The organism is Thermogemmatispora aurantia, from assembly GCF_008974285.1.
GTDB classification, from domain to species: Bacteria; Chloroflexota; Ktedonobacteria; order Ktedonobacterales; family Ktedonobacteraceae; genus Thermogemmatispora; species Thermogemmatispora aurantia.
In genome coordinates, this window is sequence record NZ_BKZV01000003.1 from 234,016 (window position 1) to 248,867 (window position 14,852).

Sequence of the window (14,852 nt, forward strand, 5' to 3'; positions counted from 1 at the left end):
CGTGAGAACACCAGCGCCTCATCTCACGGGGCCAGCACTTGCTCTACAGCCGCGATAATGGCCGTCCGATCGGGCACAATGGCCCGCTCCAGCGGCGGCGAAAAGGGAATCGGCGCGAACGCCGCTCCTACGCGCGTAATAGGCGCATCAAGCATATAAAACGCCTCTTCACCGAGAGCCGCCGCCAGCTCAGCCCCAACTCCGCCGCAGCGCGTGGCACTATGAGCAATCACCAGACGATTGGTCTTCTCCAGCGAGGTTCGTACCGTCTGCAGATCAAGTGGATTCGCGCTGCGCAGATCAATGACCTCGCAGGAGATCCCACGCTCCGCCAGCGCCTCCGCCGCCGCCAGGGCTTCACGCACCATGATCCCAATGCTGGCAATAGTCACATCCCGCCCCTCACGCTTAATGGCTGCGCGCTCCAGCGGCAGGACATAATCACCGTCTGGGACCTCTTCGGCCAGGGCGTACAGGGTCCGGTTCTCAACAACGATCACGGGGTTGTCGTCGCGGATGGCCGCCTTCAGCAGGCCCTTGGCCTCGCAGGGGCCAGAGGGCATCACCACTTTGAGGCCGGGTACGTGGGTTAGCCAGGCCTCCAGACTTTGCGCGTGTTGAGGGCCGGCGCTGTCGCGATAGCCAGTCTGGGTACGCACCACTAGCGGTAGTTTGGCCTGCCCTCCAGTCATGTAGCGCATCTTGGCCGCCTGGTTCACGAGCTGATCCATGACCAGGGCCAGGAAGTCCATGAACATGATCTCTACGACCGGGCGGAGACCGAGCGTGGCCGCACCGATGGCCAGGCCCACAACCGCCGCTTCGCTGATCGGCGTGTCGCGGACTCGTTGCGGCCCAAAGCGCTCCCGCAGGCCACGCGTGGCTCCAAAAGGCCCGCCAGGCGCCCCAACGTCGACCCCGAGCAGGCAGACCGCTGGATCGCGCTCCATCTCTTCACAGAGAGCTTCGTTGACTGCACGCACATAGCGTTTTTCCGCCACAGCAACTGCTCCTTTGCTTACCCGGATGTCAGTCCAGCCTCGCTCAGCTCAGCCTGCCCCAGACGGCTGGTAGAGCACATCTTCTAAGGCCGAGGCAGGATCAGGAAAGGCCGCCTCTTGAGCATAGGCGATGGCCTCCGCCACCGCCTGACGGGCCTGAGCTGCCACCTCCGCCTCCTCCGCCTCGTTCAACAGCCCTTCTCGCCGCAGACGCTCGGCAAAGAGGCGGAGAGGATCATGCGCTACCGCCTCCTCCAGCTCAGTGGACGAACGATAGCGCTGCGGATCACCTTCGTAGTGCCCTCGCACACGCCAGGTCAGGCACTCCACCAGAGCTGGCCCCTCACCAGCACGGACCCGCCCCAGCGCCTCGCGCACCGCAGCGCGCACGGCGAGCGGGTCTTGCCCGTCCACTCGCCAGGCCGGTAGCCGATAGGCGGCGGCTCGCTCAGCCACGCTCTCGACGGCGGCGTGCACACTCAAGGGCGTAAACTCGGCATAGCCGTTGTTCTCGCAGAGTAAGAGCAGCGGCAGGCGCCAGAGAGAGGCGATATTGGCCGTTTCGTGAAAGAGACCAGTATTGACCGCTCCATCGCCGAAGACTGCCACGGCTACCTGTTGCCGTCCCTGCAACTGTAAGGCCCAGGCCGCCCCCGCCGCATGCGGGAGGCCTGCCCCTACCACGCCATTGGCTCCCAATACTCCCACCTCAAACGCCGCAATGTGCATGGAGCCGCCCCGCCCTCGACAGTAGCCGCTGGCCTTGCCGAAGATCTCCGCTGCTACGCGCTTCAGGTCGGCCCCCTTGGCAATGACATGGCCATGTCCTCGATGCGTCACATACAAATAGTCCTCGCGCTCCAGAGCGCTGGCCAGACCAGCTGCCACTGCCTCCTGACCAATAGAGAGATGAATAAAGCCAGGAATATGCCTGGCGGCAAAATGATCGCGCACCGCCTCCTCGAAGGCCCGAATCAGCTGCATCGTCGCCAGCAAACGGCGCGCTAGCGCCCTATCAATCTCCTCAGCAGGCACACCTCGCCTCCTCTCCAAACAAGATCAAGATCGATCTCACAGGGCAGGCGGGCAACGACAACGGATAGCCGTTTTCACCAGCTTCCTGCGTTGCCCGTCTGCGCAGCGTTCAGCAGCACAACGCTAGCTGCCGACGGAGCTGGGGGCCGGTACCGCCAGCAAGCGCGTCAATTCATGCACATCCTGGCACTGCTCCAACGAGCGAATCAGCTCGATCAGCCGCTGCGTCGCCTCGGGCGTCAGAGGCAGATCTGGCTGCAGCTCCTTGAGCAGTTCCAGCTCGCGAGCAAAGTCCCAGGCATAGTAGCTGGCATCAACCTGCAGCTCCTGCTCCAATGTGCGCCCATCGACAAGATGAACCGTCAGACGCAGCGAGAGCGGCGGTAGATCCTGGCGGGCTCGCATCTCCAATTTGCTGATCAGAGCGCGCGTGGCCTCATCATCAAACTGGGTGAGGGCAGAGAACGAGAACGCGCGATGCGCCAGGGTCCAGGCCACACAGAAAGGCGCGCTCATCTGCGTCTGCTCCACCGTCGTAAATGGTCCGGTGTAGGCCATACCTGGATAATTGGCCTCGTAGGCGTTCATCTCCAGTTCAATACGCGCGATCTCCTCTGGACGTGGCCCATGCGCTCGCACCAGCTCCAAGGCTGCTGTAATGGGACTTTGATTAAAGGCGCAGACTGGATACGGCTTGAAGGTCACGTTGAGGATCTCCCAGGTGCGCCCCAGGTGACTCACCACGCGCTCCAGCCCCTCCCGCGTACCGGCAAAGGCCTGGTAGAAGCCGGCAGGACCTTCCAGAGCAATGGCCGAGGCCCGCGCTCCTTCGCGCGCGAGCAGAGCAGCCAGCAGACCGTTACGCGCCGCCACGCCATTTTCAAAGTGCCATTCCATCGTTCCCGAGGCGAAGGACTGTGTGGTTCCCCCGGCAAAGGCCGAAGCCAAACCAAGTGCCGCCGCCAGCTGCTCCTCGCTCAGAGCCAGCGCCTTGCCCGCTGCCGCCGCCGCCCCAAAGACTCCGTAGATCGCACTGGCCCGGAAGCCACGCGGCGTGGTCAAGGCTGTAAAATCGCGACTGACCGCCGCCAGGACCTCGTAGCCGGCCACCAGGGCGGTCAGGAAGGCCCGCCCATCCAGCGGACGCAGCTCGCTCGCAGCCAACAGCGCGGGGATGATCATCGTGCCCGGATGAGCCGTTCCATGCGTGTCCTCCTGGACACGTCCATGCAGAATGACTCCATTGGCAAAGGCTGCTCCAGCCACGCTTGCGCGCAGAGAGGAGCCGATCACGGGCGCGCTGACCTCACCCACACCAGGCTCGGCCAGCACCACCAGACGGCGTGCAATGTGAGCATACTCCAGCTCTGAGCCAGCTAGCCCCACCGCCAGACCGTGTAACAGGCACGTCTTGGCCTTGTCAATCACCTGGGCCGGCAGCGCCTCATAGCCCAGGCCAGCCACAAACTGCGCAAGCTCTGCGCTCAAGGTTCTTTCCATTGACACCCTCCTTGTTCTCACTCACTTGCTCACGCAAACAGCCGCAACCGCCTCCTGATCCGGTACCCGGCACCGGACTGACTCACCGCTCCTCGACAGACTCAGGCCGGATTGGCCGACTGGCTGGGGCTGGAGCTACCTCCCCTGGCCGTAGCCGCAGCATCCTCAGCGACGCGCAGGCGCAGCTCGCGCTTGAGTACCTTCCCCGAGGGATTGCGCGGCAGCGCCTCGATGAAAAAGATATGGTGCGGCACCTTAAAGCGGGCAAGCTTGGCCTGACAGGCGGCTCGCAGCTCCTCGGCAGTCACCGTCTGGCCCGGCTTCACCACAACATAGGCCACCGGCACCTCTCCCCAGCGCGGATGCGGCATGCCCACAACCGCCGCCTCCAGGACACGCGGGTCCTCGTAGAGCACTCGCTCCACTTCGAGCGAAGCGATATTCTCGCCGCCGCTGATGATCATGTCCTTCTTGCGATCGACAATGTAGAGATAGCCCTCCTCGTCGAGATAGCCGATGTCGCCGGTGTGGAACCAGCCGTTGCGCAAGGCCGCCGCCGTGGCCTCGGGGTCCTTCCAGTAACCCTTGAAGACCTTGGGACCGCGCAGGACGATCTCCCCCGGCTGGCGCGGCGGCAATGGCCGGTCGTTCTCGTCAACAACGCGCAGTTCCAGGTGGAGACAGGGCTTGCCGACTGAGCCAATCTTCTCTATGGTCTTGGCCTTGTCGAGATAGGTATCGCCCGAGACCGTTTCAGTCAGGCCATAGGCATCAGCAAACCAGGCCTGGGGGAAAAGCGAGAGCAGTTTCTGAATGAGCGGAATGGGCATCTTCTCGCCACCATCGATAATGAAGCGGACCGAGCTGAGGTCGTAGTTCCAGATGCCTTCGGCCTGGAGCAGCATGTTGATCATCGAGGGCGGCAGCCACATGTTGGTGACGCGCTCGCGCTGCACGGTCTCCAGCAAGGCCAACGGCTCAAACTTGCGCAGAATGACCACACTACCACCTGCATAGAGAACCGAGGTCGCAGGCAGATCCAGCCCACCAACATGGTAGAGTGGCCCCACAATGAGCGTGCGATCCGCCGCCGTGATGCCGAAGAGCGTGATCTGCGCAATATTCTTCCAGTAGAGGTTGCCATAGGAGATCATGACCCCTTTGGGGTAGGCCGTGGTGCCAGAGGTGTACATGAGACGGTGTAGATCATCGCTCCCTACCTCTACCGCCGCTATGCGCTGGCCCTGGTGAGCCGCCAGCAGCTCATCATAGACCAGCCAGCCCGCCGGTACGTCCGCCCCAACCCCAAGCACATGGCTCAGCGCCGGACAGCGCCCCCGAACCGCCTCAACAACGGGGGCAAACTCGCGCTCACTCACAAGCAGCTTGGTCTCGCTGTGATTGAGGATATAGACCAGCTCTTCGCCTACGAGCCGCCAGTTGACCGGCAGAGCTACCGCGCCAAGTCGGTTCACGGCGATGATGGTCTCCAGGAACTCGGGGCAGTTTTTGAGGAGAATAGCGACGATGTCACCAGCCTTCAAACCACGCTCCTGAAGAGCACAGGCCAGCGCCTCGCAGCGCTCTTGCAGCTGACCATAGCTGAGCCGCCGCCCCTCGTAAATAATGGCCTCCCGCTCGGGGTGCCGTTCCGCATAGTGCTCAATGACACTGCTGAAGTTGAAGGTCATGACGCGCTCCTTTGCCGGCTCACCAGGCCGCAGCTTAGCAGGCAGATTGCTCCTTTGCTCGCTCGCTGGTGGCCTGGCAAGCACCTTCCTTCCAGGTTGCTGGACCGGAGAGATGGAGAGGACAACACAACGCAAGGCAGAAGCCGCGCGCGGCTGCCACTCTGAACCGCCTGCTGGCAGACCCAGGTCCGGCCCCTCGCTCGTCGACGCGCTGGGCACGGGAGACACAGGCTCGGTGGCCGTGCCACACTTTCCCGACCGACCAATCGGTCTGTTTGGCGGAAGTATAACATAGCCTGCAATTTGGCGTCAAGGGTCAGTGGAAAGTATTGCGCAGATTACTGTCGCGCAGGATTAGATTTTACTAGTATCGTGATTTCACTAAAGGCGGAGGAGCAGCGACTTCTAAAAGTGCTATCATCGATAGACCCTTGACGGCGGTACTTCGCCTATGCTATACTCTCAACCGACTGGTCGGTCGCATAGAAGCGACCCGTCCACCGTAGACGCTGCCGCTGGCGCAGCGCACAGCGCAGATTGTCAGGTCGCTGCTCTGCTTTCGGCAGCTCCAGTAGAGCAGACGGCTGGCCGTCGACGTCAGGGTAGCGTGCTTCTGGCCTGGTCTTGTTCGGCCTGGCCCGCACAGAGACGACGTGCGGCCTTCGTTCAAAGGAGGTCTAAGGATGAGCGTCTACCCACGGTCCAGTGAGCCTTTCCTCTTCGTCCACAAGGAGCCTGTCCAGGGTCAATGTCCTGAGTGTGGCAGCCACAACCTGCGGCGCTACCCCGTGCTGAGTGAAGGCGGCTGGTGGCTCGTTACAAAATGCCAGGACTGCCTCTTCAGCCTGGAGCGCGAGCGCTGGGGTCGCCTCGGCTCCATCCAGCTTCTCTCCGAGACACTCTAGCCTGGCCTGATTGGGCGGAGTGACATCCATCCTTGCGCCCTGACTAACTGACTGACTTCACTGATCGTAGAGTCGCCTCGTGTGAGTATTTCTTCTGAGGAGTCTTTCTATGCTTGCAGTCGATGTTGGCGGCACGTTCACCGACGTTGTGGCCCTCGACGACCACATGATCAAGGTGACCAAAGTCCCTACCAATGCCCTGGAGACGGAGCGCTCGGTGATCGAAGGCGCGCGCCTGCTCGATATCGCCAGCAAACCGATCTTCAACCATGCCAGCACTGCCGGCCTGAATGCCATCATTACGCGCCGTCTCCCCAAGGTGGCTTTTCTGACGACTATCGGACATCGGGACATCCTGGACATGGGCCGAACATGGCGCCCGCTCGACGCCCTGACCGACCCCGGCTGGCGCCGCCCCTTCGGCGATGCTGCCGCTCCCCTGGTCCCTCGCTATCTACGCCGTGGCATCAGCGAGCGTATCACCGCTGATGGCAGCGTGCTGATCCCTCTCGACGAGTCCCAGGCCCGCCAACAGCTGGCCATTCTCAAGAAGTGCGGCGTTCAGGGAGTTGCTATCTGCCTGCTCAACGCCTATGTCAACCCACAGCATGAGATCCGCCTGCGTGAGCTTGTCCGCCAGGAGCTGGGTGATATTCCCTGCTCGATCTCCTCGGAGGTCTCTCCCCTGGCCAAGGAGTACGCACGCGCCTCGACAACGCTGATCGATGTGCTGATGAAGATCATTTTCTCTCAGTACTCGCACAATCTGCTCTCGGGACTGCGCGAGGCCGGCTTCACGGGCCAGGTTAATTTTGCTGATTGCGCCGCGATGCTACGCCCCGCCGAGATCGCGATGGAGCAGCCTTTCCGCATTGTCTTCGCCGGCCCGGCGGCGGGAGCGGTCTCCAGTGCTCATTTTGGACAGCTCATCGGCGAGGAGAATCTGATCTGCTGCGACATCGGCGGCACCTCCTGCGATATCAGCGTGGTGACGCATGGTCAGCCGGTGGTGAATGAGACCTTCGAGCTGGAGCATGATCTGCTGGTCAATGCGCTCTCGATCGAGATCACCAGTATTGGGGCCGGCGGCGGCAGCATCGTCTCGATCGCTCCTTCCGGAGAGATGCACGTCGGACCGGAGAGCGCCGGCGCCGATCCCGGTCCAGCCTGCTACGGCAAGGGCGGTACAGCTCCGACTCTGACCGATACCTGCCTGTTAATCGGTATCCTCGACCCCGAACGCTTCCTCGGCGGCCAGATGCGCCTTAATGTGGACCTGGCTCGCGCGGCATTCGAACGCCTGCCCACTTCGTTGAGCCTGGAGAAGCGCATCGAGTACGCTTATAAGATCGGTCTGAATAATATCGCCGAGGGCCTGCTGGACATCACCATTAAGCAGGGCATCGATCCACGCGATTATAGCTTGATCGCCTATGGCTCCGCCGGCCCGCTCTTCCTGCCGGCAATTCTGGAGCAGATCAAGGCCAGGCGGGTGATCGTCCCTCCCTATCCTGGCTTCTTCTCTGCACTTGGCCTGCTCAGCTCCGATCTGGTCTATTCCGACAGCCGCAGCGCCTATATGGTTCTGACGCCGGAGGCAGCTCCGACGATTGCGCAGATCTACCGCGCGATGGAGGAGAAACTCCTGGCGCGTATTCCTGGCGACAAGAGCCAGCTACGGGTCCTGCGCAGTTTCGATGGGCGCTTGCTTGGCCAGACCTGGGAGACCCCCTTTGTGGAGGTGCCCGCCGGCGAGATTACCGCCGAGACGATCTCGACAATGATCGAGAATTTCCATCGCGTCTACGAGCAGCGCTCGGGCAATCGCTTCGAGGCGATTCCGGTCCAGAGTGTGACCTATCGGGTGCAGGTCGTGGTGCCTTCGCAGAAGGTTGAATATCCTTTCCTGGGGCAGGGCCAGCCGCACGAGGCCGCTCCCGAGCGCTGGACGACGCTGCGCTATCTCGGCAACGGAGAGCTGCGAGTCGCAGAGTATGAGCGCACTCACCTGACGAGCGGGGCATTCGTGCGTGGCCCGGCTATTATCCGCGAACCGACCTCGACGATCCATGTGGTCGCCGGTCAGGTGGCCCGCGTTGGCTCCTGGGGAGAGATTGTTATCGAGCCAGCGGCTTAGCGCGGTTCAGCTCCATCTGGTGCGGGCAGGGGCCACTCCCTGCACTCATTCGCTCGCAGCAACAGCGAGCCTCTGCCCGCCCACAGACTCGCCAACGCCAATCTACTTCGCCCTGTCTTAGCCGTCTGTACGCTGCTACAGTACACAAGGAGGTCCTACTATGGTGCGCGTCGAGCCACCGGTGCTCATCAAGGATCTGGACGAGGATGCTTTCCGCGCGCGCTATCAGTGCGATCGCTTCACGGCAACGGTCCTGTCGAGCCGTCTACGCTATATCGTGCAGCATATGTGCACGGGATTACTGACCAATGCCTTTTCAGTTATTTTACGAGATTGGTACGATTTCGCCAGCACGATTGCTGGTCCGCCAGAGCTGGACTATCCGACACCGGCGGTGAGCAATAGCCTGGTGCTCTTCCTGGGTACGATGACCGATGCGGTGCGCAATGCCGTTGAGGAGTTCGGACCCCAGAATCTGCAGCCGGGCGATGTGCTGATGTGCAACGATCCCTATCGCATTGGAACCCATGTGAACGATGTCTGCTTTATTCGTCCGGTCTTCTTCGAGGGCCGTCTGGTCGGCTTTGTCAATCTACAGGCCCATATGCTCGATATGGGGGGCGTAGTGCCGGCTGGCTTCAGTGGCACGAAGCGCAATGTCTATGAGAACGGCCTGGTCATCGGGCCGCAGTTGCTCTATCACGACGATCGTCCGGTCAAGTCGGCCTGGAGCCTGATCTTCGACAATGCCCGCTTCGGCAATCTGCTGCTGCCAGATATTAAAACGATCTATCAGAACCTCCGTCTTGGCGAGAATCTGCTGCTGGAGACCATCCAGCGCTACGGCGTTGAGAGCTATCTGGGAGCGGTTCGCTATGCCTGCGATCTCTCGGCGGAGACCATGCGCCAGGCTCTGGCCCGTCTGCCGGATGGCGAGTTCGAAGGTGAGGATTTCATTGACTGCGATGGCGTTGACGATAGCGAGGAGTACCACGTCAAGGTGAAGGTGCGCATCCGCGGCGATCGCGCGGAGGTTGACCTGAGCGGCAGCTCACGCCAGGCGCGCACGAGTATCAATGGCGGTTGGCTGGACGCCAAGACGGCGGTGGCGGTGGCCCTCAAGTATCTGCTGGACCCGCGCAGCCCCTTTACGTCGGGCACGCTGCGCAATGTCGATATTGTGCTGCCGGAGGGCACTTTCTTTAGTGCCATGCCGCCCGACGGGGCGATCTTCCTCTATTGGGAGAGCACCCAGCCACTGCTGCTGGCGATCTTCCGCGCGCTGAAGGAGGCCCTGGGGCCGAACGCCGTCGGCGGCGATTACTGTTCGCTCAATATCCATAATGCCAACGGCGTGCGCAACGGTGTTCCTTGGGTGACAATGGCACAGTGCGGCGGCGAGCATGGCCCCTGGGGCGCGACCAAGGATGGCGATGCCGATAGCTATATGGTGTTCTACCTGGCGAATAATCTCGACCCTGCCACCGAGGCTATCGAAGCCGATTTCCCCTGCGTGGTGCTGCGCAAGGAGTATGCCACCGACACTGCCGGCGCCGGTCGGCATCGCGGTGGGGCCGCGGTGGTCAAAGATACGCTGTGGCTGACCGAGGCCGAGCACTATTCGATGCCGCTGCATACGAAGGCCCCCAGTGGCTTCGGCGTCTACGGCGGCAAGGATGGAGCCGTAGGGGCCGTCTGGGTCTGGGAGCCTGAGGCCTACGAGCAGGTCCAGCGAGCCGGCCTGGTCGGTTTCGATGAGGCGGTCTATCGCCAGGCTACGCCCGTCGCCGGGGTGCTCAATCCCGAGTCTCACACCCTCGACCACCAGGGACGCTACTTTCACTTCGCCCGCGTGCCCATCTGGCGCACACGCCCACGCACGATGTTCCGCTACCTCACCAACGGCGGTGGCGGCTGGGGCAATCCTTTGGAACGTCCCCCCGAGCGGGTTCTGCGGGATGTGCGCGATGAGTACATCAGCATCGAGACGGCACGAGAGCTGTATGGCGTGGTGATCCAGGGCGACCCTCAGCACGATCCCGAGGGACTCCAGATTGACTATGAGGCAACGCAGGCGCTGCGTAACGCAGCTGCCAGTCAGAGACATTGACAGGCGTTCTATAATCTGTACTGCATGTGAAAGGTGGGATCTATGGGCCAGCACTTCCCGATCTGCAGGAGAACACGAGGCCTTCGACCCGCGGTTCCGGCTTCCATCCCGGTGGCGGTTCCTCCTCATCCCCCTTAAATCAACGCCGCCTTTGCTTGCTGCAGTGCAGAAAATCAATTTGGGGCACGCTGATGGTGACTGACAGTTTGTCGAGGGAGCAGAGGCCGGCCCCCTGCCTCCCACCCCGCGTTCAGAGAGGAGGGTTCCCGTGGCGCGTAAGCGCGATATTATCGAGGTAGCTGCTCAGCTCTTCGCCCGGCATGGCTACCACGGTACCAGCGTACGTGACCTCTCCGAAGCGCTGGGGCTGGGCAAGGCCAGCCTCTACCACCATATCGAAAGCAAGGATGAGCTTCTGTTCTGGGTACATGAGCAGTTCATTAATCCCTTGCTAGAGGAGACAGAGCGACGCCTGAGTGCCGAGATGGACCCACGCGATGCTCTGCGCACTCTGAGCTGTATTCTGATGCGCGTCATCGCCGACTACCGGCCCTACGTGACTGTCTTCTTGAATGAGTGGCGGGCGCTCTCTCCCGAACGGGCCGCGGCGATTCGGGAGAAGCGCAAGCGCTTTGAGGGCTACATCCGCGCGGCTCTACAGCGCGGTGTTGAGCAGGGCCTCTTTCGGCCCCTGGATGTCTCGGTGACCTGCCTCGGCTTCTTGGGCATGCACAACTATGCCTATCAATGGCTCAATCCCGAGGGACGCCTCTCCCCCGAAGAGATTGCGGCTACCTTTAGTTCCATCTTCTTGCGCGGCATTGCCCAGGGAGACAACCAGAGCCAGGCCCCGGAGACCTCAGCCAGCCCACAAGCTGGCTGATCGGCATCGGCCCGCCGCGCGACTAGTCCATTCTTCTCTCGCTTGCTTACTTGCCGCGCGGCGAGTGGATGGCCAGCTGTGATGCAGTACCCAGTACGAGCCGGGACAGCCACAGGGAGTGCCTTGAGTACGCGTTGTGGCTTGCTGATCCTGGCTGCTGTTTGGGCGCTGCTGGTTGTGTTGTGTGTGCATTGAGGCAAAGTGAAGCGATGCAGCGAAAGGCGGTTCTCTTATGGCAGCAGCTCCTGTTAGTGATCGGATTAACCTGAGCGGTCAGGTGGCGGTGGTCACCGGCGCGGCGCGCGGCATCGGCCAGACCACCGCCCGGGTGCTGGCCCGCGAAGGGGCCAGCGTGGCCGCCCTGGATGTGCTTCCCTGTACGGAGACGGTGCAGGCAGTGGAGGCGCTGGGCCAGCGCGCGTTGAGTGTGCATTGTGATGTGTCCGATGCGCAGCAGGTGCGCCAGGCGATTGATGAGGTCGTGGCCCGCCTCGGCGCCCCCCATATTTTGGTCACCTGCGCCGGGGTGGTCTCGCGGACAGATCTGGAGGCGATGACGGTGGAAGAATGGGATCGGGTGCTGGCCATTGATCTGCGGGGCACGTTCCTCTGTGTGCAGGCGGTCTATCCCCATATGAAGGCCCGCGGCTATGGGAAGATTGTATGTGTAGGTTCGGTCGCCGGGAAGGTCGGCGGCGTGATCTCCGGCCCCCATTATGTGGCCGCTAAGGGTGGCGTTCATTCTTTTATTAAGTGGGTGGCGAAGGCTGGCGCTCCCCATGCAATCTATGTCAATGCCGTGGCTCCCGGCCCGGTCTGGACCGACATGACCATCGGGCACCCTTATCGCGATGAGATGTCCCCCCTGGGCCGCCTGGGCGATCCGCGCGATATCGCTGAGGCGATCCTCTTCCTGGCTTCCCCTGCCTCGAATTGGATCACCGGTCTGGTGCTGGATGTCAACGGCGGTATGCTCATGGATTAGCCACGCTTCGCTCTTCCCTCTGGCTCCGCTTTGACTCCAGTTCCAGTGAGCGCGGTGGCCTATTGCTGGCTTCTCGCTGGCTTCTGCCTTACCACCGCGCTCCTCCCTTATTATGGAGACTGCAGCTCTCTGCGTTCCGCACCGTTGCTCGGCTTCTGCGTGCTCAGACCGCATTTGCATCAATTGCTGAGCTTGTCCACCGGTCAGCAGTAATGCTATCCTGGTAGGTCAGAGTAAGAATGGCAAGCAGGAGGGGCGCTTGCTTCTCAAGAGCTGAGCAAGCGCGATGGCGCCGCTTTCCGGCTTGCACAGAAGCTGTAGCCTTCCTCTCTTCTACCAGAGCGATGATGAGGAACAGGTAGACCATGAGCAGTTCAGCGGAGCAACCAGCAGAGCACCAGTCTGGCGAGGCACTGGCCAAGCGCCGGCATACGTATGTGATCGATCCCGAGAATCCAGGCGAACTGGCTCGCCTGACGATGCAGGAGCGCATCATCACCGAGGGTATGGGCGGCCTCTTCCCCGAGGGGCTGACGCTACCGCCAGCGGCCAGAGTGCTTGACCTGGCCTGCGGCCCAGGTGGCTGGGTCCTGGACCTGGCGCGCACCTATCCCGATGCCGAGGTGATTGGGGTCGATATCAGTCCGACAGTAGTGGAGTACGCGACGGTCCAGGCCCAGACACGCCGCCTGGCCAATGCCAGCTTTCAGGTCATGGATGTCACCGAACCATTGGCCTTCCCCGAGACAGCTTTTGATCTGGTGAATGGCCGCCTGCTGTCTGGCTTCATGCTGCCCTCAGCCTGGCCACATCTGGTGGCCGAAGGGTATCGCCTGCTGAAGCCAGGCGCCGTACTCCGTCTAACCGAAGGCGAGCTGTCGCTGACAACCAGCCCAACGCTGAGCGCATTGCACGAGCTGGGAACACGCGTGCTGAAGATGGCTGGTCGCAGTTTTTCGCCTGATGGACGCCATGTCGGTATCACTCCTGTACTGCCACGCTTGCTGCGCCAGGCCGGCTTCCAGCAGGTACGCCTCCATGCGACCGCCATCGAATGGTCAATCGATACCCTTGCCTACTATGGCCTCTTTAAAGACTGCCTGATGGGCTTGGAGCTGATCCAACCGTTTTTGTTGGGCACCGGATTGATCGAACGTGAGGAGCTACAGCGTCAGATGCAGCAGGCTCTGGCAGAGATGCAGCAGGACGATTTTTGCGCTCTCTGGACCCTGGTGACAGTCTGGGGCCAGAAGCCAACAGCGTCATCTCCGGCCTGAGTTCCCTGGCTTGTCCCCACTCCTCCGACACGGTCTGGCCTGGCTCCAACTCGCCCCAGTGTGATCGTGGGCTAGAGCTGGCTTCCAAGAGCCAGCAGGAGTAGAAGGATACTCAGGAGGAGACCGCTGAGCAGGAGGAAGGCGATGAGGCGGGCCTGACGGCTGGTTTCGTCTACGGCGATGTCGACGGCCAGCAGCAGACTCTCATCGTTCATGGTCGGCTGGATCGGCTCTGCCGGATAGTGCGGTCTACCAGCGCTGGCCTTGGCCCGCCAGTGCCCAGGCCAGCGGCTGAGAGGCGTGAGCCGTGGCCGGCCCAGGCCACAGCGCAGATAGAGATAGCAGAGAACCACCAGGCCGCCAAGCAATAGCATGCAGACGATCAGCATGAGAAAGGGCAGCATCGTGTTTCGCTCCTTTGTGCTTCACGGCGCCTACACTCGTTCTTTCGTCACCCCAGGAAGAGTGTTGCCACTCTCCCAACACTTTGTAATGACGCTTGCCTCGGGCTTCCGTGAAAAGGAAAGGGCGCCCAGCTTCACCCATACTCACGAGCTAAGTAGCTCCCCGGGAGACAGGTCTCTCCCGCTGGAGAAAAGAGACTGCAGCGAACAGGCAGAACTGCCAGGTCAGCAGGAGGGATCTTCTACATCAGCATCTATCGCTCTTGGCGCTCACGGCTGAGATTGTGACCAGCCCACCGACTGTGATAGAGTACAGGGACGCAGAGAGAACGTGTGAGAAATGAGGTGTTCTATGAGTGACCACGACCAGTTGGAGCTGGCCACGCTCGCGGGAGGCTGCTTTTGGTGCACCGAAGCGGTCTTCAAGCGCGTCAAAGGAGTGGTGAGTGTGACACCAGGCTATGCCGCCTCCCAGGTTCCGAATCCCAGCTATGAACAGGTCTGCTCGGGAAAGACTGGCGCCGCCGAGGCCGTTCAGATTCGCTACGATCCGCACCTGATTTCCTACGAACAGCTACTTGACATCTTCTGGCATACCCACGATCCCACAACGCTCAATCGTCAGGGGAACGACGTCGGGACACAGTACCGCTCAGCCATTTTCTACCACAACGATGAGCAGCGACGCATCGCCCTGGCTTCGAAGGAGGCTCTGGAGCAGGCGCGGACCTACCGCGACCCGATCGTGACAGAAATTGTGCCCTTCAGCAACTTCTATCCGGCAGAGGATTATCACCGCGACTACTACGATCGTCACCCTAACCAGCCCTACTGCATGATAGTCATTACACCCAAGGTGCAGAAGCTGTTGAGGGAGTACACTCCGGTCGTTAAGGAAGACCAGGCGCACGCGTAGCCCACCAG

Annotated in this window: 12 protein-coding genes; 7 read left to right on the plus strand and 5 right to left on the minus strand. The window is 61.6% G+C overall.

What is annotated here, in order from left to right; translation table 11 throughout:
* Positions 1 to 23: 23 nt before the first annotated feature.
* From KTAU_RS10685 to KTAU_RS10700, 4 genes are all read right to left on the minus strand, one after another.
* Positions 24 to 1,001: an alpha-ketoacid dehydrogenase subunit beta gene (locus KTAU_RS10685; RefSeq protein WP_151728380.1), complete on the minus strand. Its 978-nt coding sequence runs from the start codon at positions 999 to 1,001 to the stop codon at positions 24 to 26.
* Between the two features lie 48 nt (positions 1,002 to 1,049).
* Complete coding sequence (locus KTAU_RS10690) at positions 1,050 to 2,036, minus strand: thiamine pyrophosphate-dependent dehydrogenase E1 component subunit alpha (RefSeq protein ID WP_228026403.1); 987 nt, start codon at positions 2,034 to 2,036, stop codon at positions 1,050 to 1,052.
* A 123-nt stretch (positions 2,037 to 2,159) separates the two neighbouring features.
* A complete protein-coding gene (locus KTAU_RS10695; protein WP_151728381.1) occupies positions 2,160 to 3,536 on the minus strand; it encodes an MmgE/PrpD family protein in 1,377 nt (458 codons plus the stop codon).
* 101 nt (positions 3,537 to 3,637) lie between these two features.
* On the minus strand, positions 3,638 to 5,227 hold the full coding sequence (locus KTAU_RS10700; RefSeq protein ID WP_151728382.1) for an acyl-CoA synthetase: 1,590 nt from the start codon (positions 5,225 to 5,227) through the stop codon (positions 3,638 to 3,640).
* 683 nt (positions 5,228 to 5,910) lie between these two features.
* Between KTAU_RS10700 and KTAU_RS10705 the strand changes: the two genes are divergently transcribed.
* The 6 genes from KTAU_RS10705 to KTAU_RS10730 all read left to right on the plus strand — a co-directional run bounded on the left by KTAU_RS10705 (position 5,911) and on the right by KTAU_RS10730 (position 13,524).
* Entirely contained in the window at positions 5,911 to 6,132 is a 222-nt protein-coding gene (locus tag KTAU_RS10705) for a hypothetical protein (RefSeq protein ID WP_151728383.1), read from the plus strand.
* Between the two features lie 109 nt (positions 6,133 to 6,241).
* Entirely contained in the window at positions 6,242 to 8,269 is a 2,028-nt protein-coding gene (locus KTAU_RS10710; protein WP_151728384.1) for a hydantoinase/oxoprolinase family protein, read from the plus strand.
* A 160-nt stretch (positions 8,270 to 8,429) separates the two neighbouring features.
* Positions 8,430 to 10,379: a hydantoinase B/oxoprolinase family protein gene (locus tag KTAU_RS10715; protein ID WP_151728385.1), complete on the plus strand. Its 1,950-nt coding sequence runs from the start codon at positions 8,430 to 8,432 to the stop codon at positions 10,377 to 10,379.
* Between the two features lie 268 nt (positions 10,380 to 10,647).
* Positions 10,648 to 11,262, plus strand: a complete 615-nt coding sequence (locus tag KTAU_RS10720; RefSeq protein ID WP_170293216.1) for a TetR/AcrR family transcriptional regulator — start codon at positions 10,648 to 10,650, stop codon at positions 11,260 to 11,262.
* 232 nt (positions 11,263 to 11,494) lie between these two features.
* Positions 11,495 to 12,247 carry an SDR family NAD(P)-dependent oxidoreductase gene (locus KTAU_RS10725; RefSeq protein WP_112426390.1) on the plus strand — a complete coding sequence of 251 codons (753 nt, stop codon included), beginning with the start codon at positions 11,495 to 11,497 and terminating at the stop codon, positions 12,245 to 12,247.
* Positions 12,248 to 12,612: 365 nt separating this feature from the next.
* Positions 12,613 to 13,524, plus strand: coding sequence for a class I SAM-dependent methyltransferase (locus KTAU_RS10730; RefSeq protein WP_151728386.1), 912 nt, complete (start codon positions 12,613 to 12,615; stop codon positions 13,522 to 13,524).
* A 71-nt stretch (positions 13,525 to 13,595) separates the two neighbouring features.
* Here KTAU_RS10730 and KTAU_RS10735 read toward each other — a convergent pair whose 3' ends face one another.
* Positions 13,596 to 13,928, minus strand: a complete 333-nt coding sequence (locus tag KTAU_RS10735) for a hypothetical protein (RefSeq protein ID WP_151728387.1) — start codon at positions 13,926 to 13,928, stop codon at positions 13,596 to 13,598.
* Between the two features lie 352 nt (positions 13,929 to 14,280).
* Between KTAU_RS10735 and msrA the strand changes: the two genes are divergently transcribed.
* The gene (gene msrA, locus KTAU_RS10740) at positions 14,281 to 14,844 is read left to right on the plus strand and encodes a peptide-methionine (S)-S-oxide reductase MsrA (RefSeq protein ID WP_151728388.1); all 564 of its coding nucleotides are present in this window, start codon (positions 14,281 to 14,283) and stop codon (positions 14,842 to 14,844) included.
* The last annotated feature ends 8 nt before the right edge of the window (positions 14,845 to 14,852 follow it).